Source organism: Mycobacterium sp. PSTR-4-N, assembly GCF_022348085.1.
In the GTDB taxonomy this organism is placed as follows: Bacteria; Actinomycetota; Actinomycetes; order Mycobacteriales; family Mycobacteriaceae; genus Mycobacterium.
This window is the reverse complement of sequence record NZ_JAKRFN010000018.1, coordinates 33837-59555: the sequence shown is the minus strand read 5'-3', so window position 1 is coordinate 59555 and position 25719 is coordinate 33837. Positions and strand designations below refer to the sequence as shown.

28 protein-coding genes and 1 riboswitch are annotated in these 25719 nt (G+C 68.5%); of the genes, 18 read left to right on the top strand and 10 right to left on the bottom strand.

The window, feature by feature from the left end:
• Window positions 1-78 precede the first annotated feature (78 nt).
• Entirely contained in the window at window positions 79-744 is a 666-nt protein-coding gene (locus MHN84_RS21505) for a TetR/AcrR family transcriptional regulator (protein ID WP_241206537.1), read from the top strand.
• Here MHN84_RS21505 and MHN84_RS21500 read toward each other — a convergent pair.
• Complete coding sequence (locus MHN84_RS21500; RefSeq protein ID WP_241206536.1) at window positions 741-1277, bottom strand: carboxymuconolactone decarboxylase family protein; 537 nt, start codon at window positions 1275-1277, stop codon at window positions 741-743. The two genes, MHN84_RS21505 and MHN84_RS21500, sit on opposite strands and share 4 nt — an antisense overlap.
• A complete protein-coding gene (ramB, locus tag MHN84_RS21495) occupies window positions 1274-2716 on the bottom strand; it encodes an acetate metabolism transcriptional regulator RamB (RefSeq protein ID WP_241206535.1) in 1443 nt (480 codons plus the stop codon). Before ramB ends, MHN84_RS21500 begins: the two co-directional genes overlap by 4 nt.
• A 78-nt stretch (window positions 2717-2794) precedes the next feature.
• On the opposite strand from ramB, the gene MHN84_RS21490 reads away from it, so the two are divergent.
• The 4 genes from MHN84_RS21490 to MHN84_RS21475 all read left to right on the top strand — a co-directional run bounded on the left by MHN84_RS21490 (window position 2795) and on the right by MHN84_RS21475 (window position 7105).
• The gene (locus MHN84_RS21490; protein WP_241206534.1) at window positions 2795-3589 is read left to right on the top strand and encodes an acyl-[acyl-carrier-protein] thioesterase; all 795 of its coding nucleotides are present in this window, start codon (window positions 2795-2797) and stop codon (window positions 3587-3589) included.
• Between the two features lie 238 nt (window positions 3590-3827).
• Window positions 3828-5120 (top strand): isocitrate lyase, encoded by a 1293-nt coding sequence (aceA, locus tag MHN84_RS21485; RefSeq protein WP_241206533.1) that lies wholly within the window; start codon window positions 3828-3830, stop codon window positions 5118-5120.
• 126 nt (window positions 5121-5246) lie between these two features.
• Window positions 5247-6143 carry a 3-hydroxybutyryl-CoA dehydrogenase gene (locus MHN84_RS21480; protein ID WP_374238401.1) on the top strand — a complete coding sequence of 299 codons (897 nt, stop codon included), beginning with the start codon at window positions 5247-5249 and terminating at the stop codon, window positions 6141-6143.
• A 101-nt stretch (window positions 6144-6244) separates the two neighbouring features.
• Entirely contained in the window at window positions 6245-7105 is an 861-nt protein-coding gene (locus MHN84_RS21475; RefSeq protein ID WP_241206532.1) for an endonuclease domain-containing protein, read from the top strand.
• Between the two features lie 75 nt (window positions 7106-7180).
• On the opposite strand, the gene MHN84_RS21470 is transcribed toward MHN84_RS21475, so the two are convergent.
• A complete protein-coding gene (locus MHN84_RS21470) occupies window positions 7181-8047 on the bottom strand; it encodes a polyphosphate kinase 2 family protein (RefSeq protein WP_241206531.1) in 867 nt (288 codons plus the stop codon).
• A 4-nt stretch (window positions 8048-8051) separates the two neighbouring features.
• Window positions 8052-8756, bottom strand: a complete 705-nt coding sequence (locus tag MHN84_RS21465; RefSeq protein WP_241206530.1) for a TetR/AcrR family transcriptional regulator — start codon at window positions 8754-8756, stop codon at window positions 8052-8054.
• Between the two features lie 83 nt (window positions 8757-8839).
• Here MHN84_RS21465 and MHN84_RS21460 point away from each other — a divergent pair, with 83 nt between their 5' ends.
• The 6 genes from MHN84_RS21460 to deoC all read left to right on the top strand — a co-directional run bounded on the left by MHN84_RS21460 (window position 8840) and on the right by deoC (window position 12802).
• The gene (locus MHN84_RS21460; RefSeq protein WP_241206529.1) at window positions 8840-10165 is read left to right on the top strand and encodes a DUF445 domain-containing protein; all 1326 of its coding nucleotides are present in this window, start codon (window positions 8840-8842) and stop codon (window positions 10163-10165) included.
• Window positions 10166-10261: 96 nt separating this feature from the next.
• A complete protein-coding gene (locus MHN84_RS21455) occupies window positions 10262-10735 on the top strand; it encodes a helix-turn-helix domain-containing protein (RefSeq protein WP_221361511.1) in 474 nt (157 codons plus the stop codon).
• 11 nt (window positions 10736-10746) lie between these two features.
• Window positions 10747-11379, top strand: coding sequence for a heparin-binding hemagglutinin (locus MHN84_RS21450; protein ID WP_241206528.1), 633 nt, complete (start codon window positions 10747-10749; stop codon window positions 11377-11379).
• A gap of 57 nt (window positions 11380-11436) precedes the next feature.
• Window positions 11437-11718, top strand: coding sequence for a DUF2516 family protein (locus tag MHN84_RS21445; protein ID WP_241206527.1), 282 nt, complete (start codon window positions 11437-11439; stop codon window positions 11716-11718).
• Window positions 11718-12131, top strand: coding sequence for a DUF2599 domain-containing protein (locus MHN84_RS21440; RefSeq protein ID WP_241206526.1), 414 nt, complete (start codon window positions 11718-11720; stop codon window positions 12129-12131). The genes MHN84_RS21445 and MHN84_RS21440 overlap by 1 nt, the downstream gene beginning before the upstream one ends.
• Window positions 12131-12802: a deoxyribose-phosphate aldolase gene (gene deoC, locus MHN84_RS21435; protein WP_241206525.1), complete on the top strand. Its 672-nt coding sequence runs from the start codon at window positions 12131-12133 to the stop codon at window positions 12800-12802. The genes MHN84_RS21440 and deoC overlap by 1 nt, the downstream gene beginning before the upstream one ends.
• Before the next feature lie 9 nt (window positions 12803-12811).
• Here the strand turns inward: deoC and MHN84_RS21430 are convergent, their stop codons facing one another.
• The 5 genes from MHN84_RS21430 to MHN84_RS21410 all read right to left on the bottom strand — a co-directional run bounded on the left by MHN84_RS21430 (window position 12812) and on the right by MHN84_RS21410 (window position 17074).
• Entirely contained in the window at window positions 12812-13648 is an 837-nt protein-coding gene (locus MHN84_RS21430) for a DUF2993 domain-containing protein (protein ID WP_241206524.1), read from the bottom strand.
• Window positions 13645-14460 carry a carbon-nitrogen hydrolase family protein gene (locus tag MHN84_RS21425; protein ID WP_241206523.1) on the bottom strand — a complete coding sequence of 272 codons (816 nt, stop codon included), beginning with the start codon at window positions 14458-14460 and terminating at the stop codon, window positions 13645-13647. The genes MHN84_RS21430 and MHN84_RS21425 overlap by 4 nt, the downstream gene beginning before the upstream one ends.
• Window positions 14461-14473: 13 nt before the next feature.
• Window positions 14474-15637 (bottom strand): agmatinase family protein, encoded by a 1164-nt coding sequence (locus MHN84_RS21420; protein WP_241206522.1) that lies wholly within the window; start codon window positions 15635-15637, stop codon window positions 14474-14476.
• A gap of 10 nt (window positions 15638-15647) precedes the next feature.
• Window positions 15648-15714, bottom strand: a riboswitch (guanidine-III (ykkC-III) riboswitch).
• Between the two features lie 53 nt (window positions 15715-15767).
• Window positions 15768-16559, bottom strand: a complete 792-nt coding sequence (locus MHN84_RS21415; RefSeq protein ID WP_241206521.1) for a class I SAM-dependent methyltransferase — start codon at window positions 16557-16559, stop codon at window positions 15768-15770.
• 8 nt (window positions 16560-16567) lie between these two features.
• A complete protein-coding gene (locus tag MHN84_RS21410; protein ID WP_241206520.1) occupies window positions 16568-17074 on the bottom strand; it encodes a DUF2505 domain-containing protein in 507 nt (168 codons plus the stop codon).
• 26 nt (window positions 17075-17100) lie between these two features.
• Here MHN84_RS21410 and MHN84_RS21405 point away from each other — a divergent pair, with 26 nt between their 5' ends.
• Together MHN84_RS21405 and MHN84_RS21400 are read left to right on the top strand one after the other, a co-directional pair.
• Window positions 17101-18150: a UDP-N-acetylmuramate dehydrogenase gene (locus MHN84_RS21405; protein WP_241206519.1), complete on the top strand. Its 1050-nt coding sequence runs from the start codon at window positions 17101-17103 to the stop codon at window positions 18148-18150.
• A gap of 15 nt (window positions 18151-18165) precedes the next feature.
• Window positions 18166-19458: an Ig-like domain-containing protein gene (locus MHN84_RS21400; protein ID WP_241206518.1), complete on the top strand. Its 1293-nt coding sequence runs from the start codon at window positions 18166-18168 to the stop codon at window positions 19456-19458.
• A gap of 91 nt (window positions 19459-19549) precedes the next feature.
• On the opposite strand, the gene MHN84_RS21395 is transcribed toward MHN84_RS21400, so the two are convergent.
• Window positions 19550-20308, bottom strand: a complete 759-nt coding sequence (locus MHN84_RS21395) for an SDR family oxidoreductase (protein WP_241206517.1) — start codon at window positions 20306-20308, stop codon at window positions 19550-19552.
• A gap of 190 nt (window positions 20309-20498) precedes the next feature.
• Between MHN84_RS21395 and MHN84_RS21390 the strand changes: the two genes are divergently transcribed.
• The 5 genes from MHN84_RS21390 (at window position 20499) to MHN84_RS21370 (ending at window position 25713) form a co-directional block, all read left to right on the top strand.
• On the top strand, window positions 20499-21758 hold the full coding sequence (locus MHN84_RS21390) for an ROK family protein (RefSeq protein ID WP_241206516.1): 1260 nt from the start codon (window positions 20499-20501) through the stop codon (window positions 21756-21758).
• A gap of 36 nt (window positions 21759-21794) precedes the next feature.
• Window positions 21795-23105, top strand: a complete 1311-nt coding sequence (gene mshA, locus MHN84_RS21385; protein WP_241206515.1) for a D-inositol-3-phosphate glycosyltransferase — start codon at window positions 21795-21797, stop codon at window positions 23103-23105.
• Window positions 23102-23617, top strand: a complete 516-nt coding sequence (locus tag MHN84_RS21380; RefSeq protein ID WP_241206514.1) for a YbjN domain-containing protein — start codon at window positions 23102-23104, stop codon at window positions 23615-23617. Before mshA ends, MHN84_RS21380 begins: the two co-directional genes overlap by 4 nt.
• A gap of 19 nt (window positions 23618-23636) precedes the next feature.
• Complete coding sequence (locus tag MHN84_RS21375) at window positions 23637-24389, top strand: phosphoglyceromutase (protein ID WP_241206513.1); 753 nt, start codon at window positions 23637-23639, stop codon at window positions 24387-24389.
• A 139-nt stretch (window positions 24390-24528) separates the two neighbouring features.
• A complete protein-coding gene (locus tag MHN84_RS21370; protein ID WP_241206512.1) occupies window positions 24529-25713 on the top strand; it encodes a cell wall metabolism sensor histidine kinase WalK in 1185 nt (394 codons plus the stop codon).
• The last annotated feature ends 6 nt before the right edge of the window (window positions 25714-25719 follow it).

Here is a 25719-nt window from a genome sequence, read left to right as displayed (position 1 = left end):
TCGTACTCCGCCCGTCATGGACGACGTTCCAACCTAACGCCAGCTTGGAACGACGTTCCAGAAATGTCAAGATGAGCCATGTCGCCCCGTACGTCCCGCCGGCCTGAGGCGTTGACGACCGACCGCATCGTTGCCGCCGCCGTGGAAATCCTCGATCACGACGGGGAATCCGCCCTCACCTTCCGTGCGCTCGCCGCGCGCCTGAAGACCGGCGCCGGCGCCATCTACTGGCACGTCGCCGACAAAGACGCCCTGCTCGGTGCCGCGACGGAGAGCGTCATCGCCGCTGCACTTCCCGACTCAGGGCTCGTTGACCCCCCGGACGTCGGGATCCGCGCTGTCGCGCTCGGCATCTTCGACGCCGTCGACGCTCATCCCTGGGTGGGCGCGCACCTGGTCCGGCAGCCGTGGCAGCCTGCGATGGTCGAGATCTACGAGCGGGTGGGCCGGCACCTCACCGCCCTCGGCGTCGCCGACGAGGCGCTGTTCCACGCCGGCTCGACCCTGGTCAGCTTCGTTCTCGGCGTGGCCGGACAGAACGCCGCCAACGCCCGTCAGCGGCCGCCCGGCGCCGACCGGGCCGCGCTTCTCGACGACATGGCGCAGCGATGGCAGCGCTACGACGCGCAGCGGTATCCGGTGGTGCACCGGATGGCCGCACAGCTGCGTGACCACGACGATCGCGAGCAGTTCCTGGCCGGCATCGACATCCTGCTCGCAGGACTCGCGCCGCCGGGCGGCTAGTCCGGGAAGTCCAGTGGCACACCCAGTGTGGTGATGGTCGCCGCCAGGCCGTCGTATTGCGCTGTGAGCACACAGAATTCGATGAGCTGGGCGGGTGTGTAGTAGCGGGCCAACGCCTGCCATGTCTGGGGTGACACGCCCCGCGTGACGACGAACTCGTCGGTGGCGGTGAGCAGGGTTCGTTCCCGGTCGGTGAGGCCGTCGGCGTCGGGACCGGCGAAGATCGCCGCCTGGGTCGCGGCATCGACACCGCGGGTGCGCGCCAGCCGGCGATGCTGCTGCAGCTCGTACTCGCAGTCGCGCAGATGCCCCACGCGCAGGATCACGAACTCGGCGTCGCGCCGTGAGAGCTTGCCCGCGCCCAGCAGATACCCCGAGAGCGGCAACCAGACGAGGAACAGCGTGCGATGACGGCCCAGCACGTTCATCAGGCTGAACTGCGGTCGGCGGATGCCGCGCGCGCCGACCTTGGCGATCGTCCAGTTGATCGGGCCGAGTTCCTTGAACCCTCCGGGGGAGATGCGTTCGCTCATGACTGCCTCACCAGGTACGGGGACACCGTCGAGCGGTGTTCGTCGATGTCGAGTGCGCGGCCGAGCGCGGGGAAGGCCCGCTGCGGGCAGTTGTCCCGCTCGCAGACGCGGCATCCCGCCCCGATGGGCGTCGCTGAAACCTTGGGGTCACCACTGAGGTCGAGGCCTTCCGAGTAGACCAGCCGATGCGCGTGCCGCAGTTCGCAGCCCAGGCCGATCGCGAACGTCTTACCCGGCTGACCATAGCGCGAGGCGCGCCGCTCCACCGTGCGCGCCACCCACATGTAGGCCCGGCCGTCGGGCATCTCGGCGATCTGCACACTGATCTTGCCGGGGTATGCGAACGTTTCGTAGACGTTCCACAGGGGGCACGTGCCTCCGCTGGAGGAGAAATGAAAACCGGTGGCGGACTGACGCTTTGACATGTTGCCCGCGCGGTCGACACGCACGAACGAAAACGGCACGCCGCGCATCGAGGGTCGCTGCAGCGTCGACAGGCGGTGACAGATCGTTTCGTAACTCGTCGAGTAGTAGGCAGACAGCCTCTCGACGTCGTAGCGGAAGCTCTCGGCGATCTCGTGGAACTGGGCATAGGGGAGCACGGTCGCGGCTGCGAAGTAGTTGGCCAACCCGAGGCGGGCCAGTCTGCGGGATTCGTCGCTGGTGAAGTGGCCCTCGTCGGTCAGCTTGTCGATCAGCGCGCCGTACTCGAGGTAGGCGAGCTCGGCGGCCATCCGGAACACCCGCTGCCCCATCGACAGATGGGCGGTGATCTCGAGTGTTTTGGTGGCGGGATCGAAGCGGTGCAGCACACCTTCGCCGAGGTCTTGTCGGCGGATGATGCGCACGCCGTGCACGAAGCGCAGCCTGTCGGAGAGGTCGCCGGCCAGCTCACCGCGTTGCACTCGCATCCCAGCCGTCAGCTCCTCGGCCGCGGTGTCGAGCTCGTGGAGGTAGTTCTGCCGCTGGTAGAAGTAGTCGCGAACTTCTTCGTGCGGCATCGAGATCGATCCCGTGCCACTGGCCCCCGGGTTGACGCTCGCGACGTTGAACCGGCCCTCGGTGGCCGCGGCCAGCTGGGTCGTGGTCAGTTGGTAGCGACGGTGCAGGTTCACCATGGCGCGAGCGAGATCGGGATGGGCGCCGACCATCTCGGCGACCTCGGCTGTGCCCACGTCGACGTCGAGGTCACGGTCCATCAGCACTTCGCGCAGCTCGGCGATCAGACGGGTGTCGTCCTGGGAGGCGAAGAACGTCGCGTCGACGCCGAACACCTCGGTGATGCGCAGCAGCACCGCGACGGTCAGAGGCCGCACGTCATGCTCTATCTGGTTCAGGTAGCTGGGAGAGATGTCGAGCATCTGGGCCAGGGCCGCCTGACTGAATCCCCGCTCGCTGCGCAGTTGACGCACCCGTGCTCCGACGTATGTCTTGGCCACGTCGAACCAGCGTAGCGGGCTGCTAACCCGGTATTCGCAGAATTTGCACGACGGACCTGTGTGGCATCATCAGGTTCCGTGACCTTGGCCAAGACGCTGATGCCGGTGCCCGACGGGCACCCCGACGTATTCGACATCGAGTGGCCGCTGCGCGTGGCCGACGTCGATCGTGAGGGCCGGCTGAAGTTCGACGCGGCGACCAGGCACATCCAAGACATCGGCACCGATCAGCTGCGCGAGATGGGCTTCGAGGAGACCCACCCGCTGTGGATCGTCCGCCGCACCATGATCGACATGATCGAGCCGATCGTGTTCAAGGACATCCTGCGGCTGCGCCGCTGGTGCTCGGGAACCTCCAATCGGTGGTGCGAGATGCGGGTGCGCATCGAGGGGCGCAAGGGCGGGCTCGTCGAATCCGAGGCGTTCTGGATCAACATCAACCGGGAGACCCAGGGGCCGGCGCGCATCGCCGACGACTTCATCGAGGGGCTGCGCCGCACCACCAGCGAGGGCCGGCTGCGGTGGAAGGCGTACTTGAGTGCGGGGTCGCGCGAGGACGCCGAGCTCGTCCGCGATTACCCGGTGCGGGTCAGCGACATCGACATCTTCGACCACATGAACAACTCCGTGTACTGGTCGGTAGTCGAGGACTATCTGCACGCGCACCCCGAGTTGATGCGCGTGCCGCTGCGCGTGACCATCGAGCACGACCTGCCGGTGGCCCTCGGCGACAAGCTGGAGATCCTGCAGCACACATATCCGGCCGGATCGACCGAGAAGTTCGGTCCTGAGCTCACCGATCGGAGTGTTACAACGCTCACATATGCGGTCGGCGACGAGGTCAAAGCGGTCGCGGCGATCTTCCCGCTCTGAATCGCTCCACCAAACAGTACGGGCGTACTGACCTGCGACGATCGTTTACCAGCCGGTAACTTCTGAACCGGTTCAGCACAGGTACGCCTTCGCAATCTTCGCAAGCTCGGCTCGGGTGTTGGCGAAACTTTACAAGCGAAACGGGTGGACCTGCAGTTATGCCGTGATGCATCCTCGACTCAGCAGTCCGGTGAAGACGCTGGAACGTTAACAACCGTTTGAAGGAGTGGGTCACCTCATGACCAAGTCGACCGTGGGCACGCCGAAGTCCCCCGAACAGATCCAGCACGACTGGGACCACAACCCCCGCTGGAAGGGCATCACCCGCACCTACACCCCCAAGGACGTCGTCGCCCTGCAGGGCACCGTCGTCGAAGAGGCGACGCTGGCCCGCCGCGGTGCCGAGGTGCTGTGGGAGCAGCTGCACGAGATGGACTTCGTGAACTCGCTCGGCGCCCTGACCGGCAACATGGCCGTGCAGCAGGTGCGCGCGGGACTCAAGGCCATCTACCTGTCCGGGTGGCAGGTCGCCGGTGACGCCAACCTCTCCGGCCACACCTACCCCGACCAGAGCCTCTACCCGGCCAACTCGGTGCCGCAGGTCATCCGCCGCATCAACAACGCGCTGCTGCGCGCCGACGAGATCGCCAAGGTCGAGGGTGACACCTCGGTCGAGAACTGGCTCGCCCCGATCGTCGCCGACGGTGAAGCCGGCTTCGGTGGTGCGCTGAACGTCTACGAGCTGCAGAAGGCGATGATCGCCGCCGGTGTCGCCGGGTCGCACTGGGAGGACCAGCTGGCCTCGGAGAAGAAGTGCGGCCACCTCGGTGGCAAGGTGCTGATCCCGACCCAGCAGCACATCCGCACCCTGACCTCGGCCCGTCTGGCCGCCGACGTCGCCGACGTCCCGACCGTCGTCATCGCCCGTACCGATGCCGAGGCCGCGACGCTGATCACCTCCGATGTCGACGAGCGCGACCAGCCGTTCATCACCGGTGACCGCACCGCCGAGGGCTTCTACCGGGTCAAGAACGGCCTCGAGCCCTGCATCGCGCGCGCCAAGGCCTACGCGCCGTACTCCGACCTCATCTGGATGGAGACCGGCACGCCGGACCTGGAGCTGGCCAAGAAGTTCGCCGAGGGCGTCAAGAGCGAGTTCCCGGACCAGATGCTGGCCTACAACTGCTCGCCGTCGTTCAACTGGAAGCAGCACCTCGACGACGACACGATCGCCAAGTTCCAGCGTGAGCTGGGCGCGATGGGCTTCAAGTTCCAGTTCATCACCCTGGCCGGCTTCCACGCCCTGAACTACTCGATGTTCGACCTGGCCTACGGCTACGCCCGGGAGCAGATGAAGGCCTACGTCGACCTGCAGGAGCGCGAGTTCGCCGCCGAGAGCCGTGGCTACACCGCGACCAAGCACCAGCGCGAGGTCGGCGCCGGCTACTTCGACCGGATCGCCACCACCGTGGACCCGACCAGCTCGACCACCGCGCTCGCCGGCTCCACCGAAGAAGGCCAGTTCCACTAGGCCTGCCCCGCGAGCGCGCGTGTCAGCACAGCGACACGCCGCACGGCGCGTACAACCCAGCGCGCGCTCGCGAAGCTTGACAGCGCAGACCCCGCCCAGAAATCTTGGGCGGGGTCTGACGCATCTATGCCGAAGACAGTCCCGCACGCGAGGAGGAATTTCAGTCCAGTGAGCATCGAACGAGTCGGCGTCGTGGGCGCCGGGCAGATGGGCGGCGGTATCGCCGAGGTGTGCGCCAAAGCCGGTGCCCACGTGACGGTCTACGAACCCGCGCAGGAGCTCGTCGAGGCCGGCCGCGCGCGCATCACCGCGTCGCTCGAACGGGCCAAGGCCAAAGGCAAGCTGGCCGCCGACGACTTCGAGATCACCCAGGCCCGCCTGACCTACACCAGCGACCTCGCCGACATGGCGGACCGGCAGCTGGTGATCGAGGCGATCGTCGAGAACGAGGCCGTCAAGGCCAAGGTCTTCGCCCAGCTCGACGAGATCGTCACCGACCCCGACGCCGTCCTCGCCTCGAACACCTCGAGCATCCCGATCATGAAAATCGCTGCGGCGACCAAGAATCCGAGCCGCGTGCTGGGGCTGCACTTCTTCAACCCGGTGCCCGTGCTGCCGCTGGTCGAGGTGATCAACACATTGGTGACCTCCGACGAGGCGATCGCGCGGGTCGAGAAGTTCGCAGGCGAGTCACTGGGCAAGAAGGTGGTGCGCTGCGGCGACCGGTCGGGCTTCATCGTCAACGCGTTGCTGGTGCCGTACCTGCTGTCGGCGATCAGGATGGCCGAGGCCGGGGTGGCGTCCGTGGAGGACATCGACACGGCGGTGGTCGCGGGGCTCTCGCACCCGATGGGCCCGCTGCGACTTTCGGACCTGATCGGGCTGGACACCATGAAGCTGATCGCGGACTCGATGTACGACGAGTACAAGGACGCGCACTACGCCCCGCCGCCGCTGCTGCAGCGGATGGTGGAGGCCGGCCAGCTGGGTAAGAAGACCGGTCAGGGTTTCTACACCTACTAGGCGGTGCGCCGAGTGCACGCTTTGTGATGAGTTCTCCCGTAATTCTCATCAGAATGCGTGCGCTCGGGAACCGATCGGGGGCTTCGCGCGCCTAAGACGGTGTGCAGGACATCATTTTGGGCTCAGAGGCGCTTGCCGCGGGCACGGTCACGCGTCAGGATCTGCGCCGCAGATACGTCAAGCTCCACCACAACGTCTATGTGCCAACGGGAATGGCGCTCACCGCGCGCGACCGCGCCTACGCCGCCTGGCTCTGGTCGCGGCGTAGTGCCACCCTGGCGGGCCTGTCGGCCGCCGCGTTGCACGGCTCCCGCTGGCTACCCACGGGAGGCCCGGCCGAGCTCACCCGCGTGCGATGCGGCAATCCGCCGGGTATAGCGATCCACCGGGAAACCCTCCTCGACGACGAGGTCTGTCTGGTGAGCAGCATCGAGTGCACGACCGTGGCGCGCACCGCCTTCGACATCGGACGTCGGATTCCAGGCGACGAGGCGGTCGTGCGGATCGACGCGCTGCTCAACGCCACCCGCGTCGCCCCGGCCGAGGTGGCTGCCGTCGCCTCCCGTCATCCCGGTGCCCGCGGGATTCGCCGCCTGCGAGAAACGCTGAAGCTCGTCGACGGTGGCGCCGAGTCACCTCAGGAGACTCGTGTCCGCCTGCTCCTGGTCCGGGCGGGTGCACCTGCACCCCAAACACAGATCCCTATCCGCAATGCGTCCGGTCGCGTGGTGCGCCGGATCGACATGGGCTGGCGGGACTACCGGGTGGGCGTCGAATACGACGGTGGACACCATTGGACGGACCCGTCAGCGCATGCCGAAGACATCTGCCGCCTCGACTTCCTCGCCGAGCGGGGCTGGATCATCGTCCGAGTGAGCGCGCGGCATCTGCGGCAGGAGCCTCAGGCCATCTGGCACCGGGCCGAGCAGGCGCTGCGTCGCAGAGGCTGGGACGGCCACTGACGTTGAACGCACGCTCTATGACGAAGAATGCGGGAGAACTCATCAGAAACCGTGCACTCGGCAGGCGACGACAGCTCAGGCCTTGGCCAGCCGCTTCTTCTCCGCCGCCACGTCGAAGTCCGGCGGCGGCCACGACATGTTCAGCCGCTTGAGTGCCTCGATCATCAGCTCGGTGATCGCCAGCCGGCTGTACCACTTCCTGTTGCACGGCACCACGTGCCACGGCGCGTAGTCGGTCGACGTCCGCTCCAGCATGGCCTGGTAGGCCTCTTGGTATAGCGGCCACTTCAACCGCTCATCGATGTCGGCGGGGTTGTACTTCCAGTACTTGTCCGGGCGGTCGAGGCGTTGGGCCAGACGTTTCTTCTGCTCGTCGAGAGAGACGAACATCGCGACCTTCACCACCGACGTCCCGCTGTCCACCAATTCCCGCTCGAAGGCGTTGATCTCGTCGTAGCGGGGCTCCCACACGTCCTGCGGCACCAGGTTGTGCACGCGCACGATCAGCACGTCCTCGTAATGTGAGCGATCGAAGACGCCGATATGGCCGGCGGTCGGCAGCGCCTTGCGGATGCGCCACAGGTAGTGGTGCGAGAGCTCCTCGGCGGTCGGCTTGCCGAAGCTGCGGTACTGCACGCCTTGCGGATTGCAGCCGCCCACAACGTGTTTGACGATCCCGCCCTTGCCTGCGGTGTCCATGCCCTGCAGTACCAGGAGCACGGATCTGGTGTCACCCGAGCGGCTGTTGGCGTAGAGCATCTCCTGCAGTTCGGCGAACCGTACGTTGCGTTCTTCCTGCAGGGTCGGCGCATCGGATTTGGTGCCGCGGAAGCCGGGCGTCGCATTCGGGTCGATGTCGGCGACGCGGTCCCCGGGTTCGAACTTCAACAGGGAGTGCGGTTCGTGCGACCACAGCGACGGGAAATCCAGGGGCTCGCTCACCGCTCTAGTCAAGCAGCTGAGGTGGTAATTCCGGCGAAGGATGATCTGAGGAGCGGAATCTTTTCAGCGATCCCCCGACTTCGACGATGCCGCACAGTGCGCTCCACGACAGCATCGTGAGGTAGTCGATCAGCTCGTCGGCGCTCATCCGGGGATGCGACATCCACGAGTGTGTGGCCAGCTGCACGCCGCCGACGATGTGATACGCCCACGGCTCAACACCGCCGGTGTCCATGCCGACCGACACCATCCGTCGGCGCAGCATCACCGCGAGCATGCGGGCGATGATCGCCTCGGAGTTCGCGACGGCCTTGCTCTTGCTCGCCGAGTTGTTGGCCATGACGAAGCGGTAGGGCTCCGGCTCGGCCGCAACGGTTGCGACGTAGACGCGGATGACCTCGCGTGTGAGCGCATAGCCGTCCAGGTTCGAGGACAGCGCGGCGGCCATGTTGGGGATCAGCGTGGTCTGCGCGAACCGCATCATCACTGCGGTGGTCAGATCGTTCTTGTCGACGAAGTAGCGGTACAGCACCGTCTTGGAAACCCCGATGTCCGCGGCGATTTCGTCCATGCTGACGTTGCTGCCAAGGCGGCGGATGGCCTCCAGCGTGCCATCCACCAGTTCGTTGCGGCGTTCGACCTTGTGCCGATGCCAGCGCCGTTTGCGCCCATCGGTTTTGACCGCCACCTGGGGGGATTGTTGTGCCACGTTCGCGGTGATCCGTTCCTTCGTCCTCGTCGATAATACGGTGGTCGACGATTCGCAGTTGCCCGCGCAGGGAAGATGAAGGCGTGGCTCATCGAGTGAACGTCCCCGACGCCGGGCAGCGCCCCCGTGCGAGCTTCGCCGAGAAACTCGCCGGAGCGGATTCGCCGGCGGACGAAGAACGACGGCGCGCGCTGCGACGCATGAAGGCCGTCGCGCTGAGTTTCCTGATCGGCGCATCCGTGATCTTCCTGCTGTGTACGTGGGCGCAGACCCACGGTGCGCCGGCGTGGGTGGGCTACGTGCGGGCCGCCGCGGAGGCCGGCATGGTCGGTGCGCTGGCCGACTGGTTCGCCGTCACGGCGCTGTTCAAGCACCCGCTGGGTCTGCCGATCCCGCACACCGCGATCATCAAGCGCAAGAAAGACCAGCTCGGCGAGGGTCTGTCCACGTTCGTGCGGGAGAACTTCCTGTCGCCGGAAAACGTGGAGACCAAGCTGCGCGACGCGGACGTGGCCAGCCGCACCGGCAAGTGGCTCGCCGAGCCGGTGAACGCCGAGCGAGTCGCCGCCGAGGTGTCGACGGTGGCCCGCGTGCTGGTGGAGATGTTGCGCGACGAGGACGTGCAGCAGCTGCTGGACCGGATGATCGTCAAGCGCATCGCCGAGCCGCAGTGGGGGCCGCCGGTCGGTCGGGTGCTGTCCTCGCTGCTGGAAGAGGGTCGGCAGGAGGCGCTGCTGCAGCTGCTCGCCGATCGCGCGTTCCAGTGGTCGCTGGGCGCCGGTGAGGTCATCGAGCGGGTCATCGAACGTGATTCGCCGACGTGGTCGCCTCGCTGGGTGGACCACGTGGTCGGGGACCGCATCCACCGGGAGTTGATGGATTTCACCGACAAGGTGCGGCGCAATCCCGACCACGAACTGCGTCGCTCGGCGACGAAGTTCCTGTTCGAGTTCGCCGACGATCTGCAGCGCGACGAGGCGACGATCCAGAAGGCCGAGAACGTCAAAGAACAGATCATGGCCCGCGACGAGGTGGCCCGGGCGGCCGAGACCGCCTGGACTGCGGCCAAACGGATCATCCTGGAGTCCGTCGACGATCCGTCGTCTGCGCTGCGGGCCCGTATCGCCGACACCGTCGTCCGGATCGGGGAATCGCTGCGCGACGACGCCGCCCTGCGCGACAAGGTGGACAACTGGGTGGTACGCGGAGCGCAGCACCTGGTGAGCCAGTACGGCGCGGAGATCACCACGATCATCACCGACACCATCGAGCGCTGGGACGCCGACGAAGCGAGCCGGCGCATCGAGTTGCACGTCGGCCGTGACCTGCAATTCATCCGCATCAACGGCACCGTGGTGGGCTCGCTCGCCGGCCTGGCGATCTACACGATCGCGCAGCTACTGTTCTGACCTGCGCTAACTGAGTGCTTGCAAAAGTTAGCACTCCGCCGTACCGTGGAAACGTCGGTCATTTCGGATACCCCACGGCAGCGAAGGAGGCGAGCCATGGCACAGGACGAGAACCTCGCCGCGGTCGTCACCAACGCCGCCCAGGACATCGGCAGCTTCATCCGATCCCAGCGAGAGGCCGCGCACGTCTCTGTGCGGCAGCTCGCCGAGAAAGCCGGTGTCAGCAATCCCTACCTCAGCCAGATCGAGCGGGGATTGCGCAAACCCTCGGCGGACGTGCTGAACCAGATCGCCAAAGCGCTGAGGGTGTCGGCGGAGGTGCTCTACATCCGGGCAGGGATCCTCGAGCCCAGTGAGACCAATCAGGTGCGCGACGCCATCATCACCGACACGGCGATCAACGAGCGGCAGAAGCAGGTGCTGCTCGACATCTACACGTCGTTCTGTCAGCAGAACGAGGCGGCGCTGCTCGAGGCTGCCGCGCAGGCGGATCAGGCCCCATCCGAAGACAGCCTCCTGCAGATCACCGGATCACCTCATGAATCACCCGAGACCTCTGTCCCTCACTGAAAGGAAACACCATGGCTGAGAAGAACCAGCTCGACATCGACGACCTGAAGGCCCCGCTGCTCGCCGCGGTCGGCGCCGCGGACCTCGCGCTCGAGCGCGTCAACGAGATCGTCGCGACGCTGCGCGAGCGTGCCGGCGACGCCCGCTCCGACGCCGAGACCCGCGTCGAGGAGAGCCGCGCCCGCATCACCAAGCTGCAGGAAGATCTGCCGGCGCAGTTCGGTGACATCCGCGAGAAGCTGAACTCCGAAGAGCTGCGCAAGTTCGCCGAGAGCTACGCCGAGAACGCGCAGACGGCCTACACCAAGCTGATCGAGCGCGGCGAGGCCGCTCTGGAGCGTCTGCGCAGCCAGCCGGCTCTCGAGGGTGCCGCCAGCCGGGTCGAGGAGTACACCGACCAGGCCGTGGAGCTGACCCAGGAAGCACTGGGCAACGTCGCCTCGCAGACCCGCGCGGTCGGTGAGCGTGCCGCCAAACTGGTCGGCGTGGAGCTGCCCAAGCGCGCCGAGTCGGCCGCCGAGCCGGTGAAGACCGCCGCCAAGAAGGCCCCGGCGAAGGCTCCGGCCAAGAAGGCCCCGGCCAAGGCCACCGCGAAGAAGGCCCCGGCCAAGAAGGCCCCGGCCAAGAAGGTCACCCAGAAGTAAGTCGACTCCCGACCCGGGAAGTCGAAAAGGGGACGTAACCCGCCTAGGCTGTGGAGCGTGGAGCTCCAAGGCCTGACGGGTTACGTCCTCATCGCGTTGCAGTTCGCCATTCTGGCGACGACGGCGTATGCGTTCGTCCATGCCGCGATGCAGCGAACCGACGCCTACCCCGCGGCCGACAAGCTGACCAAGCCGGTCTGGCTCGTGATCCTCGGTGTCGCGGGTCTGCTCGCCCTGGTCCTGGGCATCACCGGTGTCGCGATCGCCGCGGTGGCCGCCGGCGTGTACCTCGTCGACGTACGGCCCAAGATCCTCGAGGTGCAAGGGAAATCGCGCTAGTGCGACGGAGTCTGGTCGCCGCCGGATGTCTTGCCGCCTCGGCACTCGTCCTCGCCCCGACCGCGGTCGCCGCGCCGGTGCTGCAGCCGCCGCCCTACATCGACCACGTCACCTGGGCCAAGTGGGGTGATTTGTCCAGTCTGCGGGTGTATCCCACCCCTGCCGGCCGCGACACCTCCGGACGGCCCGGCACCTCCGCGCAGGCCGACGAAGCCTGGAGTGAGGTGCTCGCCCTGTCTCCCGATGCCGCGATCGCCGGTATGAAGGAGCAGTTCATCTGCCACTGGCGGTTCGCCGAGATCGCCGAGCCGGGCAAGGTGAGCTGGAACCTGGAGCCGTGGCGGCCGGAGGTCAGCCCGGATCAGATGATGGCCGCCCGGTGCAATCCCGGCGGCACCGAAGAGCCGTTCTGATGGGCTACACGCGCGCGGACGTCGCCGCCGTCGTCGACCACACGCTGCTCAAACCCGAAGCGACAGAGGCCGACATCGTCGCGCTGCTTGCCGAGGCCGTCGAACTCGGCGTGTACGCGGTGTGCGTGTCTCCGACGTTCGTGCCGACTGCGGTGGCGCTGGCTGCGGGCCGGACCGTGGCGGCCGTGGTGGGATTCCCGTCAGGCAAACATCTTTCGGTGATCAAAGCGCATGAGGCCGCCGTGGCGGTCGGTAGCGGCGCCGCAGAGGTCGACATGGTCATCGACGTGGGCGCCGCGATCGCCGGTGAGCTCGACGTGGTGCGTGCCGACATCGCCGCGGTGCGGGACGCGACGCCGGGCGCGGTGCTCAAGGTGATCGTCGAATCGTCGGCGCTGGTGGAGTTCGGCGGGTGGCCGCTGCTCACCGACGTGTGCCGGGTGGCCGAAGACGCCGGTGCCGACTTCGTCAAGACCTCCACCGGTTTTCATCCCGCCGGCGGTGCCTCGGTCCGCGCCGTCGAGGCGATGGCCGGCGCGGTCGGCGGTCGGCTGGGCGTCAAAGCCAGCGGCGGCATCCGGTCGGCAGCGGATGCGGCGGCCATGCTGAACGCGGGCGCGACACGACTCGGATTGTCAGGCACGCGCGCCGTTCTCGACGGTTTGGGGTGACGGCCCGCGCTACAGGTTGGCGAAGCAGGGGTCGTCGGTCTGCTTGGGCATCGAGGCGTTCTGCGTCGAAAACCGGCTCTGCACACCGCTGTCGGTGACCGACACCGAGTCGGCCTTGATGTCCATCGGGTAGTCCTGGGTCAGCCGTGAGGTGAACGCGTCGAGCGCCGGCTGCACCGATTCGCGCGGCAGCGTGAAGCCCAGCCCCGTCACCTTCTGCACGGCCAGCGAGATGCCGCCGTCGACGACCTGAGGCTTGGCGGTGATGCTGCCGAGCGGGCCTTCGAGTTCGATCGTGCCGTCGCCGGCGTTCGTGCTGACCCCGGAGACGAAGCTGCCGATCAGCGGGATGGCGCCCTGGATCGTCTGCTTGATGCCATCGGCCGACCAGTCGATGGTGGCGACCAGTGAGCCGACGGTTCCGCTCGAGTTCGCGGTGTCCTGCAGGCGCACGTCGTTGATGTCCAGGTTGAGCTTCATGCCCTTGGCGTCGCGAACCTGGTTGCCCGCGGTCTCGATGTGGATGTTCGTGTAGTGACCCGACATGTGCTGCATCAGGAACGGCGGCAGCACCCCGAACGACGCGGTGGCCTTGTCCTGCACCACGCACTCGACGGTGGAGGCGACCACCGTGTCCGCCCGGTTGCGCGCGTAGAGTTCGCCGCCCAGCAGTCCGGCCAACACCAGAGCGACCACGATCACCGCGACCAGGACGATGGACAGCGGATCGCTGAAGAACTTCGAGAGCTTCGCCGGCAACGCTGATCCTTTCTGGGCCGAACCTTTCTGCGGGGGTACGGGCGGTGGGCCGGGCTGCGGTTGCGGACGGGCCCAGGGATCGGTCATCTGTGGGATTCTGCCTTACCCAGATGAGCTGAACCTGAGCGGTTGTCCATGACCGCGACGGCGGCGCGGGCGGCCCGTGCGGCCTCGACGTCGACGTCGTGGAGCAGCAGCGCAGGGTCGGGGCCGGCTGACGCCAGGATCTCACCCAGCGCCGAAGCCACCAGGCTTCCGCCGACGCCGGTGGGTCCGTGGGCGGCGAGTTCGTCGCCCGGATACGCCTGACCGACGGCGGCGACGACGGTGGAGGTGTCGATCGCCCTGGCGCGCGCCAGCAACGTCCACTGCTCGAGCTTGCCCGGCCCGGTGCCCCACGAGGCGTGCACGGTGATGACGTCGGCGCCGCGCGCGGCGAGCTCGACGTACAGCTCGGGGAAGCGGACGTCGTAACACAGCGTCAGGCCCACCGTCAGGCCGGCGACGAGGATCGTCACCGGTTCGGTGCCCGGGGCCACGGTTCGCGACTCGGTGAATCCGAACGCGTCGTACAGGTGGATCTTGTCGTAGCGGGCGTCCACGCCCGGGCCGGTGGCGATCAGCGTGTTGGTCACGCGTCCGTCCCCGGAGGGCACGAACATCCCGGCGACGGCGACGATCCCGGCCCGCTCGGCGATCCGGCGGACGCCCTCGGCCCACGGCCCGTCGAACGGTTCGGCGATCGGGGCCAGCGGCACCCCGAAGCGGCACATGGTGGCTTCGGGGAACAGCACCAGATCCGCCCCGGCGTCGGCCGCGCGGCGGGTGTACTCGTCGACGAGGGCGAGGTTGGCGGCCGGGTCGGCGCTGCTGCGGATCTGGGCCAGCGCGATACGCATGCCGCCAGCCTAGTTACGGACCCCAGGCGGGACGGTTCGCCTTGGCGGCCTTGCGGCCGAGTTTCCCGGAGTTGATCTGGGCGGCCAGGCTGTCGAGGATCACCCGCGAGCTGAGCAGTGCGGTCTGTTCGGCCCAGTCGTACGGCGGCGAGCACTCGACGACCTCGATGCCGGCCAGGCCCGGCTCGGAGATCTTCTTGACCAGGTTGAGCGCCTCACGCGGGAGCAGGCCACCGGGCTCGGGCCAGCCGGTCCCCGGGACGAAGCCGGCGTCGATCACGTCGATGTCGAAGGACAGATACACCGCCTTGGCGCCCTTCCACGCGACCTCGAGGGCGATCTCGGCGATCTTGTCGATGCCGACGCGTTCGACGTCGCCGACGGTGATGACCGTCGACTTGCGGTCGCGGCCCACCTTGACGCCCTCGCGAGGCGCCTGCCACCCCCCGATCCCGACCTGCACCAGGTTGGTCGCGGGGGCGTTCTTGATGTTGGTGGCGTGGAACCACGGCGTGGTGTGCATCCGCTCGTCGAGGTCGGTCTCCTGGGTGTCGACGTGGCGGTCGAAGTGGATGATCCCGATGTTGCCCTCCATATAGGGCGCCAGACCGCGGATCGTCGGGAAGCCGATGGAGTGATCGCCGCCGAGGACGATCGGCATCACGCCCTTGCTCGCGACGTGGGCCATCGCCTGGCTGATCTGGTCGAAGGACTTCTCGAGGTTGCCGGGGATGGTGAAGACGTCGCCGATGTCGACGATGTTGAGCTGCTCGCGCAGGTCCACGCCGGTCTCGTAGTTGTAGGTGCCGAACAGGTTGGTCGAGCGGCGGATGCCCTGCGGGCCGAACCGGGTGCCGGGCCGGTAGGTCGCGCCGGCGTCGAGGGGGACGCCGAACACGGCGACCTCGGCGTCGTCGACCTCGTTGACGTCCTCGATGAACGGGCATTTGAGGAAGGTGCCGCGCTCGCCGGCGAAGTGAGGCTTCTCCCCGCGCACGAACGTGGAGATGGTCCGGTCGTTGATGGTCGGCGCGGCCTCGAGGCCGTAGCTCAGCCCGCGGTCGATCTCCTCGCGCAGGCGGCGGTCACCGAGGCGGGCTTCGGCCTGCTGAGCCCAGGCGCCTTCGGCGTTGGCCAGATTCGGATCGGGGCCCGGGAAGTCGGATTCGTCGGACATGAGTGCTCCTCACGCGTCGTCTTGTCGCTGACCGGGTACGACGCACCTCGTCCGGGGAGTGGGGTCACCAACTCCTGCGAGTCATTGTCAGCACGCTCCCGAGAACCTGTCCACTCGAAGAGCCGACATCTCAGCCCAGCGGTGCGACCGCTGACCACGGCACCGTCAGCACCCCGTCGCGCAGCGGCCGCCGTGGCGTGGTCACCGGAAACCCCTGTGCAGCAAGGATTTCCATCATCGCTCTCCACCGCACCCGGGGCCCGAACACGCCGTGAGGGGCGCTGCTGACCCACGCCCGGTCGCAGGCGGTGAGCAGTGTGTGGATGGGCTGGCCGGGCACGTTGTGGTGGATCAGCACCTTGGGTAGCCGCTCGGCAAGATCCGACGGTCTGTCGATCGCGAACGGGTCGCAGGCCAGCGTCAGGCTCACCGCCGAGGTCGCGTCGAGCAGCACCCAGCAGCAGCGCCGTCCCAGCTCGTCGCAGGTGCCGTCGACGATCAGCCCACCCGGGGTCAGCCCATCCCGCATCGCCGCCCACGCGTCGGCGACCGCATCGAGCGGGTACTGGCGCAGCACGTTGAACGCCCGCACCAGCACCGGTCGGTGTCCGGCGAGCTCGAAGCCCCCACGGGCGAAGTCGACCCCGGGTCCGGCCGCCGCGCGGGCCACCTCCACCCGGTGCGGGTCGATCTCCAGACCCAGCACGCGCACGTCGGAGCGCACCTGGCGCAGCCGCACCGCGAGTTCCAGCGTCGTCACCGGCAGCGCGCCGTATCCGAGGTCGACGACCAGCGGGTCGGCGGCGCTCTGCAGCGCGGTGCGCACCCGCGCCGAGTGGACCAGCCACCGGTCACTGCGCCGCAGCCGGTTGTGCCCGGTCGTGCCCCGCGTCACCGCGCCGAGCGGACGGGAACCGGTCACCGTCTCCCTCAGCTGTTCTCGGCGATCCACACGGTGGTGAACCGTTGTTCGGCGATCAGCAGGTCGACCAGTTGGTGGCCGATGAAGTTCTCGATCTTGCCGCCCACCAGCGGCACCCGGACCTCGACGGTCGCGGTGAACGCCAATCGCGAGCCCGTCCCGGTCGGCGCCAGGACCGCGTCACCCCGCAATCCGGCGGGGGCGCCGGGAATGGACCCGGACACCGTGGCCGAGGTTCGGCCGTCGACGACGGGCGCCCAGCGCTCCTCGCGGACGAAGCTGAGATCTCCCCGGTGGAACTGCGTGACGACGGCCGGCAACCGGTCGGCGCGCAGCGTCTGCGTGGTCTTGATGCGCAAGCCACCGTCTGCACCGATGGTCATCTCGTCGAGGGTGGCGTGGTCGGCGCCGGAGTCGCCGAGCCGGACCAGCCAGTACTCCTCGTCGGCGAATGCGCGGTGCACCTGTTCGACGGTGCCCCCGTACTCGGCGGCCATGTCGAATGAACGCGGCATGGCAAACCACGCTACCGTTACCGCCCGTGGTCACTCCGTCTATCGCGGGCGTGGCGGTCGCCGAGAATGTGCCGCTGGCGCCGCTGACCACGCTGCGCGTCGGGCCTGTCGCGGACCGCGTGGTCACGTGCGCCACGACCGAGGAGCTGGTCGACGTGCTGCGCGCGGTCGGGCCGGAGGCGCTGATCCTGGCCGGTGGCTCCAACGTGGTTCTCGCCGACGACCTGCGGCCGCCGACGGTGGTGCGGATCGCCACCCGTGGTGTCACCGTCGACGGGCCACTGCTGCGCGCCGAGGCGGGCGCGGTCTGGGACGAGGTCGTCGCGGCGTCGCTCGCGCACGGGCTGGGCGGGCTGGAGTGCCTCTCCGGGATTCCCGGGTCCACAGGTGCGACGCCGGTGCAGAACGTCGGGGCGTACGGCGCCGAGGTGGCCGACACGATCAGCAGGGTGCGCCTGCTGGACTGGGACACCAGCGAGGACCGCTGGGTCTCCCCGGACCATCTCCGATTCGGTTACCGCACAAGCATTCTCAAGGGCGCTCCGGTGGCGGTGGTGCTCGAGGTGGAGTTCCGGCTCGACGCGTCAGGCCGCAGCGCCCCGCTGCGCTACGGCGAGCTGGCCGCGGCGCTGGGCGTGGCGCCGGGGGAGCGCGCCGACCCTGCGCGGGTGCGCGAGACGGTGCTCGCGCTGCGGGCGGGCAAGGGCATGGTGCTCGACGCGGCCGATCACGACACCTGGAGCGTCGGCTCGTTCTTCACCAATCCGGTCGTCACCGAGGAGCAGTACCGGCGCATTCTCGATCAGGTGAGGGGCGGGGTGCCCCGCTATCCGGCCCCCGGCGGGGTCAAGATGGCCGCGGGTTGGCTCGTCGAGCACGCCGGTTTCAGCAAGGGCTACCCCGGGCCGGATGCGCCTGCACGGCTGTCGACCAAGCACGCGCTGGCGCTGACCAACCGTGGCGGCGCGACGAGCGCGGACGTGATCGCGCTGGCCAGGACGATTCGCGACGGCGTCGCGGCGCGGTTCGGGATTGATCTCACACCCGAACCGATTCTGCTCGGCTGCGTTCTCTAGGTACGCTGGCAACACGTGAGCCCTGCCAAACCGATCAACAGGCGGCGAGCGCTTGCCGCTCTGGCGGTCGGCGTCGCGGCGCCAGGAATTCTGGCGGCCTGCCGGAACGAGAACGGTACCGCCGCCTCCGGGCAGGCGGCCGACGACGCACCGGCGGCACCGGTCCTGAGCTACCAGCCGAAGAACGCCGCGGACGATGTGGCGCCCACCGCCCGCATCGCGGCCCGGGTGGAGAACGGCTGGTTCCAGAAGATCAGCCTCGCCAACGCCGACGGCAAACTGGTGGCGGGCGCGCTCAACCGCGATCGCACCGAGTTCACCGCCTCCGAACCGCTCGGCTACGGCGTCGAGTACCGCTGGGCCGGCACGGTGGTCGGGCAGGACGGCAAGTCCGTTCCGGTGAAGGCGTCGTTCACCACGGTGAACCCGACCACGCAGGTCAACGGGCAGTTCCAGCTCTCGGACGGTCAGACCGTCGGGGTGGCCGCGCCGATCATCCTGCAATTCGATGCCGCCATCGCCGACGAGGACCGCGCCGAGGTCGAGAAGGCCGTGAAGGTCACCACGACCCCGCAGGTCGAGGGCAGTTGGGCGTGGCTGCCCGACGAGGTCGGCGGCTCGCGCATGCACTGGCGGACCAAGGAGTACTTCCCGTCGGGCACCACCGTGCACGTCGACGCCAAGCTCTACGGCGTGTCGTTCGGGCAGGACGCCTACGGCGCCACCGACTCCACGCTGGACTTCACGATCGGCCGGCGTCAGGTGGTCAAGGCCGAGGCGTCCAGCCACCGCATCCAGGTGCTCGACGAGTCGGGGGCGGTGATCATGGACTTCCCATGCAGCTACGGCGAAGGCGACGAAGACCGCAACGTCACGCGCAGCGGCATCCACGTGGTGACCGAGAAGTACGAGGACTTCTACATGTCGAACCCCGCGGGCGGCTACACCAACGCCCACGAGCGGTTCGCGGTCCGGATCTCCAACAACGGCGAGTTCATCCACGCCAACCCGGCCAGCTCGGGTGCGCAGGGCAACAGCAACGTCACCAACGGGTGCATCAACCTGTCCACCTCGGACGCCGAGCAGTACTTCCAGACCGCGCTGTACGGAGACCCGGTCGAGGTGACGGGCACCCGCATCGACCTGTCCTACGCCGACGGCGACATCTGGGACTGGGTGGTCCCCTGGGACGAGTGGAAGGCGATGTCGGCGGTCAGCACGGAGAAGCCGTCGTCGAACATCCCGGCGAGCGCGCCGGCCACCCCGCCCGGGGCGCCGACGTCGGTCAGCGGCCGCCCCGGCGGCTGAGTTCTCAGACGCCCGAACCGACGCTCGGGCGTGAGATTCGGCCCCTTTTCGCACCCGAACGTTGTTTTGGGCGTAGTGGACCGGCGGCTGGTCACGTCCGGCGGTTGAAGCGTGAACCCGCGGCGCCGCTGACCTGATCCCGCGGCCGCACCACGATCAGATCGAGGTCGACGTGCGACGGGCGGCTCGCCACGAACCCGATCACCTCGGCGATGTCCTCGGCCACCAGCGGCGTGACCCCCTGGTAGACCTTCGCGGCGCGCTCGTCGTCACCGGAGAAGCGGTTGAGCGAGAACTCCGTCTTCACCATGCCCGGCGCGACCTCGGTCAGCCGCACCGGCTGCCCGAGCAGCTCGCTGCGCAGCGTGCGGTGCAGCACGCCCTGGGCATGCTTGGCCGAGGTGTATCCGGCGCCGTTGTCGTAGATCTCGACCGCGGCGATCGACGTCACGGTGACGATCAGCCCGTCGCCGGAGGCGATGAGCTTGGGCAGCAGCGCCCGCGTGACGTGCAGGGTGCCCATCACGTTGGCCTCCCACATCCACCGCCAGTGCTCGATGTCGGCGTCGGCCACCGACTCCAGTCCACGCGCCCCGCCGGCGTTGTTGACCAGCACATCGACCCGGTCCAGCCGGCCGGCCATCGCCGCCACCGCCTCGGGGTCGGTGACGTCGGCCACAATCGCGGTACCGTCCAATTCGGCCGCCAGCGCCGTGATCGGGCCCTCGCGGCGAGCCACGCAGACAACGTGAAAGCCCTGTGCGGCAAGGGTTCTGGCGGTGGCTTCCCCGATTCCCGCGCTCGCGCCGGTGACCACGGCGACGGGGCGGGCATCTGATGGCGTCGTCATGATCCCAACCCTAGGCCCCGTGCTAGATTGACCGCGTGTCCGGTATGAGTCAGGCAGTCACGGCTGCCGCGCGGCGTGCGTGTTGTTGTTGCGCACCTCGCCGCGCCTGACTGCAACCCGACGCCCGCACGTCCCGTCGCGTCGCCAGGTGTGGCCCCGCCCACCGACAGACCGATCCGGAGACGATTCCATGACCAGCTCGATTCCCGCCCGTTCGCACCGCACCCGGCCCGCGCAGGCCCTGGTGCACCAGATCGTGCCGCCGGCGCTGCGGATGCCCGAGGCGGCCGCGGCGACGGTGTTCGCCGCGGCGCGCCACCGCGGTCCCATCGCGCGCGACGCGATCGCCGGTGTCACCGATCTGTCGATCGCCACGGTGAACCGGCAGGTCACCGCCCTGCTCGACGTCGGGCTGCTGCGCGAGCGCGCTGACCTGTCGGCCTCCGGTGCCATCGGCAGGCCCCGCGTGCCCGTCGAGGTCAACCACGAACCGTTCCTGACACTCGGCGTACACATCGGCGCGCGGACCACCAGCATCGTGGCGACCGACCTGCTCGGCCGCACGCTCGATGTGGTGGAGACGCCCACACCGCGCGGCACGCAGTCGGCGGCGATCGCGGCGATCGCGGCAAGCGCCCAGCGCTACCTGAGCCGGTGGCATCGCAGACGCCCGCTGTGGGTGGGGGTCGCCGCAGGCGGCGTGGTCGACAGCGCCACCGGCTACCTCGACCACCCCCGGCTCGGCTGGTCGGATGCGCCGGTGGGGCCCGCCTTCGCCGAGGCGCTCGGCCTCCCCGTGTCGCTGGCCGCCCACGTCGACGCCATGGCCGGAGCCGAGTTGCTGCTGGGGCCGCGCCGGCGCTCCGGCCGGCCGACGACCAGCCTGTACGTCTACGCCCGCGAGACGGTCGGTTACGCGCTGGCCATCGCCGGGCAGGTGCACTCCCCGGCCAGCGGTCCCGGCACGATCGCCGCGCTGCCGGCGCACTCCGAATTGCTCGGCGGCACCGGAGAACTGGAGTCGACGGTCAGCGACGAAGCGGTGCTCGTGGCGGCGCGCAGAGCCCGCATCGTGCCGGCGGACGGGCCCGGGTCGACGGTGACCGCGGTGCTGCGCGCCGCCCGGCAGGGTGACGACGCGGCCGTCGCGCTGGTCACCGAGCGCGCCCGGGTTCTCGGCGAGGCCGTCGCGCTGCTGAGGGACATGCTCAATCCCGACGACCTGGTGGTCGGGGGACAGGCTTTCACGGAGTACACCGACGCGATGGGCGTCGTGGAGCAGGCGTTCGCGCGGCGCTCGGTGCTCGGCCACCGCGACATCCGGATGACCGCGTTCGGCAACAGGGTGCAGGAAGCGGGCGCGGGCATCGTGTCGCTCGGCGGCATCTTCGCCGACCCGGTCGGAGCCATGCGCCGTGCCGAGGCCCGTCGCCCCGAGGTGAGTGCCTGAGAGGGCGGTGAGGTCGCGCGGTGTAGACATGATGTTGTGCGCCCGACGACCGACCCTTTGCCCGTGCCGCGCCGGGTGGCGGTGTTGTCCGTGCACACCTCGCCGCTCGCGCAGCCCGGTACCGGTGATGCCGGCGGCATGAACGTCTACGTCCTGCAGACCGCGCTGGAGATGGCGCGCCGCGGGGTCGACGTGGAGATCTTCACCAGGGCGACCTCGTCGACGGACGCACCGGTGGTGCCGGTCGCGCCGGGCGTGCTGGTCCGCAACGTGGCCGCCGGCCCGTTCGAGGGGCTGGAGAAGAACGACCTGCCCACGCAGCTGTGTGCGTTCACCGCCGGCGTGCTGCGCGCCGAGGCCACCCACGAGCCCGGCTACTACGACGTCGTGCACTCGCACTATTGGCTCTCCGGGCAGGTGGGCTGGTTGGCCGCCGACCGGTGGGCGGTGCCGCTGGTGCACACCGCGCACACGCTGGCCGCGGTCAAGAACTCCGCCCTCGCCGAGGGTGACACCCCCGAACCTCCCCTGCGCTCCATCGGTGAGCAGCAGGTGGTCGACGCCGCCGACCGTCTCATCGTCAACACCGAACACGAGGCGGCGCAACTGGTTTCGCTGCATCATGCGGACCCGGGTCAGATCGACGTCGTGTATCCGGGGGTCGACCTGACCACGTTCACCCCCGGCGACTCGGCGTCCGCCCGAACCGCGCTCGGCCTGCCGCAGGGTGTGCCGATCGTGGCGTTCGTCGGTCGCATCCAGCCGTTGAAGGCGCCCGACGTGCTGCTGCGCGCAGCGGCCCTGCTCCCCGGTGTGCATGTGGTGATCGCCGGCGGGCCGTCGGGATCGGGTCTGGCGCAGCCCGACGGCCTGGTACGGCTTGCCGCCCAGCTGGGTGTCACCGACCGCGTGACGTTCCTGCCGCCGCAATCCCGGGCCGGCCTGGTGGAGGTCTACCGCGCCGCCGACGTCGTCGCCGTGCCCAGCTATTCGGAATCGTTCGGTCTGGTCGCCGTCGAGGCTCAGGCGTGCGGCACCCCCGTCGTCGCGGCGTCGGTCGGGGGCCTGCCGGTCGCGGTGCGCGACGGCGTCAGCGGTGCGTTGGTCGACGGCCACGACCCGGCCGACTGGGCCGCCACACTGTCGCGGATCCTGACGGCCGACCCCGATTCGCTGGGGCGTGCCGCCACCGAACACGCCGCCCGGTTCTCCTGGGGGCACACCGTCGATGCGCTGCTCGGCAGTTACGGACGGGCGATCGCCGAGCACCAGGGACGCCACCAACCACTCGTCGCGGCCCGCCGGGGCGGGCGACGGTTCTCGATGCGCAGAGGAGTACGGGCATGACCACAGACAACGTGCAAGCCGTCATCGAGCGCACGCTGGCCGAACACGATCTGCCCTACACCCTGCACAAGGGTGCGGCGGGCGGACTGCCCGGTCTGGTGGTCGCGCTCCCGGGTGAGCGTCGGCTCACCACCAACACCATCCTGACCGTCGGCGAACACTCGGTCCGCATCGAGGCCTTCGTGTGCCGCAAGCCCGACGAGAACTTCGAAGGCGTGTACAAGTTCCTGCTCAAGCGCAACCGACGGCTCTACGGCGTCGCCTACACGCTCGACAACGTCGGCGACATCTATCTCGTCGGCCGGATGTCTCTGGCGTCAGTCACCCCCGAGGAGATCGACCGGGTGCTCGGCCAGGTCCTCGAGGCCGTCGACAACGACTTCAACACGCTGCTGGAGTTGGGTTTCCGCACCTCCATCCAGAAGGAGTGGGAGTGGCGGGTCTCGCGGGGTGAGTCGCTGAAGAACCTCGAGGCGTTCTCCCATCTCATCGAGGACCACGACAAGAACTGACCCGTGAGAAGATCGGCCCATGGCAGATACCGCGACGCTGATCCTCGTTCGCCACGGCGAGAGTGAATGGAATGCGCTGAACCTGTTCACCGGATGGGTCGACGTCGATCTGACCGACAAGGGTCGCGCCGAGGCCGCCCGGGCGGGTGAGCTGATCGCCGAGCTCGACCGGCTGCCCGACGTGCTCTACACCTCACTGCTGCGCCGGGCCATCACGACGGCCAACATCGCGCTGGACAAGGCCGATCGGCACTGGATTCCGGTGCACCGGGACTGGCGGCTCAACGAGCGGCACTACGGCGCGTTGCAGGGGCTGGACAAAGCCGAGACCAAAGCGAAGTACGGCGACGAGCAGTTCATGGCGTGGCGGCGCAGCTACGACACCCCGCCGCCGCCGATCGAGCCGGGCAGCACGTACAGCCAGGACGCCGATCCCCGCTACGCCGACGTGCCCGGCGGGCCGCCACTGACGGAGTGCCTCAAAGACGTCGTCGAGCGGTTCGTGCCGTACTTCACCGACGTCATCGTGCCCGACCTGCGCAGCGGTAAGACCGTGATGATCGCCGCACACGGCAACTCGCTGCGGGCGCTGGTCAAGTACCTCGACGGGATGTCCGACGACGACGTCGTGGGACTCAACATCCCGACCGGTATCCCGCTGCGCTACGACCTGGACGGCGACCTGAAGCCGACCGTCGCCGGGGGCACGTATCTGGACCCCGACGCGGCGGCCGCGGGCGCCGCCGCCGTGGCGTCCCAGGGCGCGAAGTAGGACGCCCCGCCCGCGTCGGGCGAACAGAAGGTGAACGGTTGTCGGCGCCCGGCCGAACATCGGTCTCTGGGTGTGTGACTTGTCCGGTTTTCGCCGCACGCTGCTGGGATGACGTTCACCGAGTGCGTACGATTTTCGCGTGAGTGTCTCCTCGGCGCTGCTGCTCGCAGCGGTCGTGGCACTGCTCGGCGTGTCGATCGGTGTGGTCTTCGGCCTGGGGGCGGCCACGCGACTTCGTCAGCGGCGTGAGCGCCGCGCGGTCGAGCAGACCGGGATCACGGTGTCGCAGATGCTGCGCCACGCCGTGGCCCAGTCACCGGTCGGCATCGTCGTCGTCGACACCTATCGCGACGTCGTCTACACCAACGAACGCGCGACCGAACTCGGGCTGGTCCGTGACCGGTTGCTCGACGACAGGGCGTGGCGGGCCGCCCAGCGGACACTGGCCAGCGGCGATGACGTCGAGTTCGACCTGTCGCCCCGCAAACGCGAGCGGTCGGGACGGTCCGGGCTCTCGGTCCGCGGCCACGTGCGACTGCTGACGGAGGACGATCGCCGGTTCGCGGTGCTCTACGTCGACGATCAGTCCGAGCACGCGCGGATGGAGGCGACGCGCCGCGATTTCGTTGCCAACGTCAGTCACGAGCTGAAGACTCCGGTCGGGGCGATGGGCGTGCTCGCCGAGGCCGTGCTCGCCTCCGCCGAGGACCCCGAGACGGTTCGGCACTTCGCCGAGAAGATGGTCACCGAGTCCCACCGGCTGGCCAGCATGGTCGGCGAACTCATCGAACTGTCCCGATTGCAGGGCGGCGAGCGGCTGCCGGATCTGGAAGCGGTCGACGTCGACACGGTGGTCGCCGAGGCGTTGTCGCGGCACAAGGTCGCCGCCGACAACGCCGACATCGCGGTCACGACCGATGCGCCCACCGGCTTCCGGGTGCTCGGCGACGAGACATTGCTGGTGACCGCGATCGCCAATTTGGTCTCCAACGCGATCGCGTACTCCCCGGACGGCTCCTCGGTGTCCGTCAGTCGCCGCCGGCGTGGGGACGACATCGAGATCGCCGTCACCGACCGCGGTATCGGCATCGCACCCGCCGATCAGGAGCGTGTGTTCGAACGATTCTTCCGGGTGGACAAGGCCCGATCCCGGGCCACCGGAGGCACCGGGCTGGGGCTCGCGATCGTCAAACACGTCGCCGCCAATCACAACGGCTCGATCCGGCTGTGGAGTCAGCCGGGAACGGGCTCCACGTTCACCCTGTCGATCCCCGCGTATCTGCGGGAGGACGACCCCGACGAGCATGACGACCGAGAGGACTAGGACTGC

What these genes read in the sequence shown, in the direction of transcription:
- MHN84_RS21505 (WP_241206537.1), top strand. Translation starts at nt 79, where the DNA reads ATGTCGCCCCGTACGTCCCGCCGGCCTGAGGCGTTGACGACCGACCGC.
- MHN84_RS21500 (WP_241206536.1), bottom strand. Translation starts at nt 1,277, where the DNA reads ATGAGCGAACGCATCTCCCCCGGAGGGTTCAAGGAACTCGGCCCGATC.
- aceA (WP_241206533.1), top strand. Translation starts at nt 3,828, where the DNA reads ATGACCAAGTCGACCGTGGGCACGCCGAAGTCCCCCGAACAGATCCAG.
- MHN84_RS21480 (WP_374238401.1), top strand. Translation starts at nt 5,247, where the DNA reads ATGCCGAAGACAGTCCCGCACGCGAGGAGGAATTTCAGTCCAGTGAGC.
- MHN84_RS21455 (WP_221361511.1), top strand. Translation starts at nt 10,262, where the DNA reads ATGGCACAGGACGAGAACCTCGCCGCGGTCGTCACCAACGCCGCCCAG.
- MHN84_RS21450 (WP_241206528.1), top strand. Translation starts at nt 10,747, where the DNA reads ATGGCTGAGAAGAACCAGCTCGACATCGACGACCTGAAGGCCCCGCTG.
- deoC (WP_241206525.1), top strand. Translation starts at nt 12,131, where the DNA reads ATGGGCTACACGCGCGCGGACGTCGCCGCCGTCGTCGACCACACGCTG.
- MHN84_RS21430 (WP_241206524.1), bottom strand. Translation starts at nt 13,648, where the DNA reads ATGACCGATCCCTGGGCCCGTCCGCAACCGCAGCCCGGCCCACCGCCC.
- MHN84_RS21425 (WP_241206523.1), bottom strand. Translation starts at nt 14,460, where the DNA reads ATGCGTATCGCGCTGGCCCAGATCCGCAGCAGCGCCGACCCGGCCGCC.
- MHN84_RS21420 (WP_241206522.1), bottom strand. Translation starts at nt 15,637, where the DNA reads ATGTCCGACGAATCCGACTTCCCGGGCCCCGATCCGAATCTGGCCAAC.
- MHN84_RS21410 (WP_241206520.1), bottom strand. Translation starts at nt 17,074, where the DNA reads ATGCCGCGTTCATTCGACATGGCCGCCGAGTACGGGGGCACCGTCGAA.
- MHN84_RS21395 (WP_241206517.1), bottom strand. Translation starts at nt 20,308, where the DNA reads ATGACGACGCCATCAGATGCCCGCCCCGTCGCCGTGGTCACCGGCGCG.
- MHN84_RS21390 (WP_241206516.1), top strand. Translation starts at nt 20,499, where the DNA reads ATGACCAGCTCGATTCCCGCCCGTTCGCACCGCACCCGGCCCGCGCAG.
- MHN84_RS21380 (WP_241206514.1), top strand. Translation starts at nt 23,102, where the DNA reads ATGACCACAGACAACGTGCAAGCCGTCATCGAGCGCACGCTGGCCGAA.
- MHN84_RS21375 (WP_241206513.1), top strand. Translation starts at nt 23,637, where the DNA reads ATGGCAGATACCGCGACGCTGATCCTCGTTCGCCACGGCGAGAGTGAA.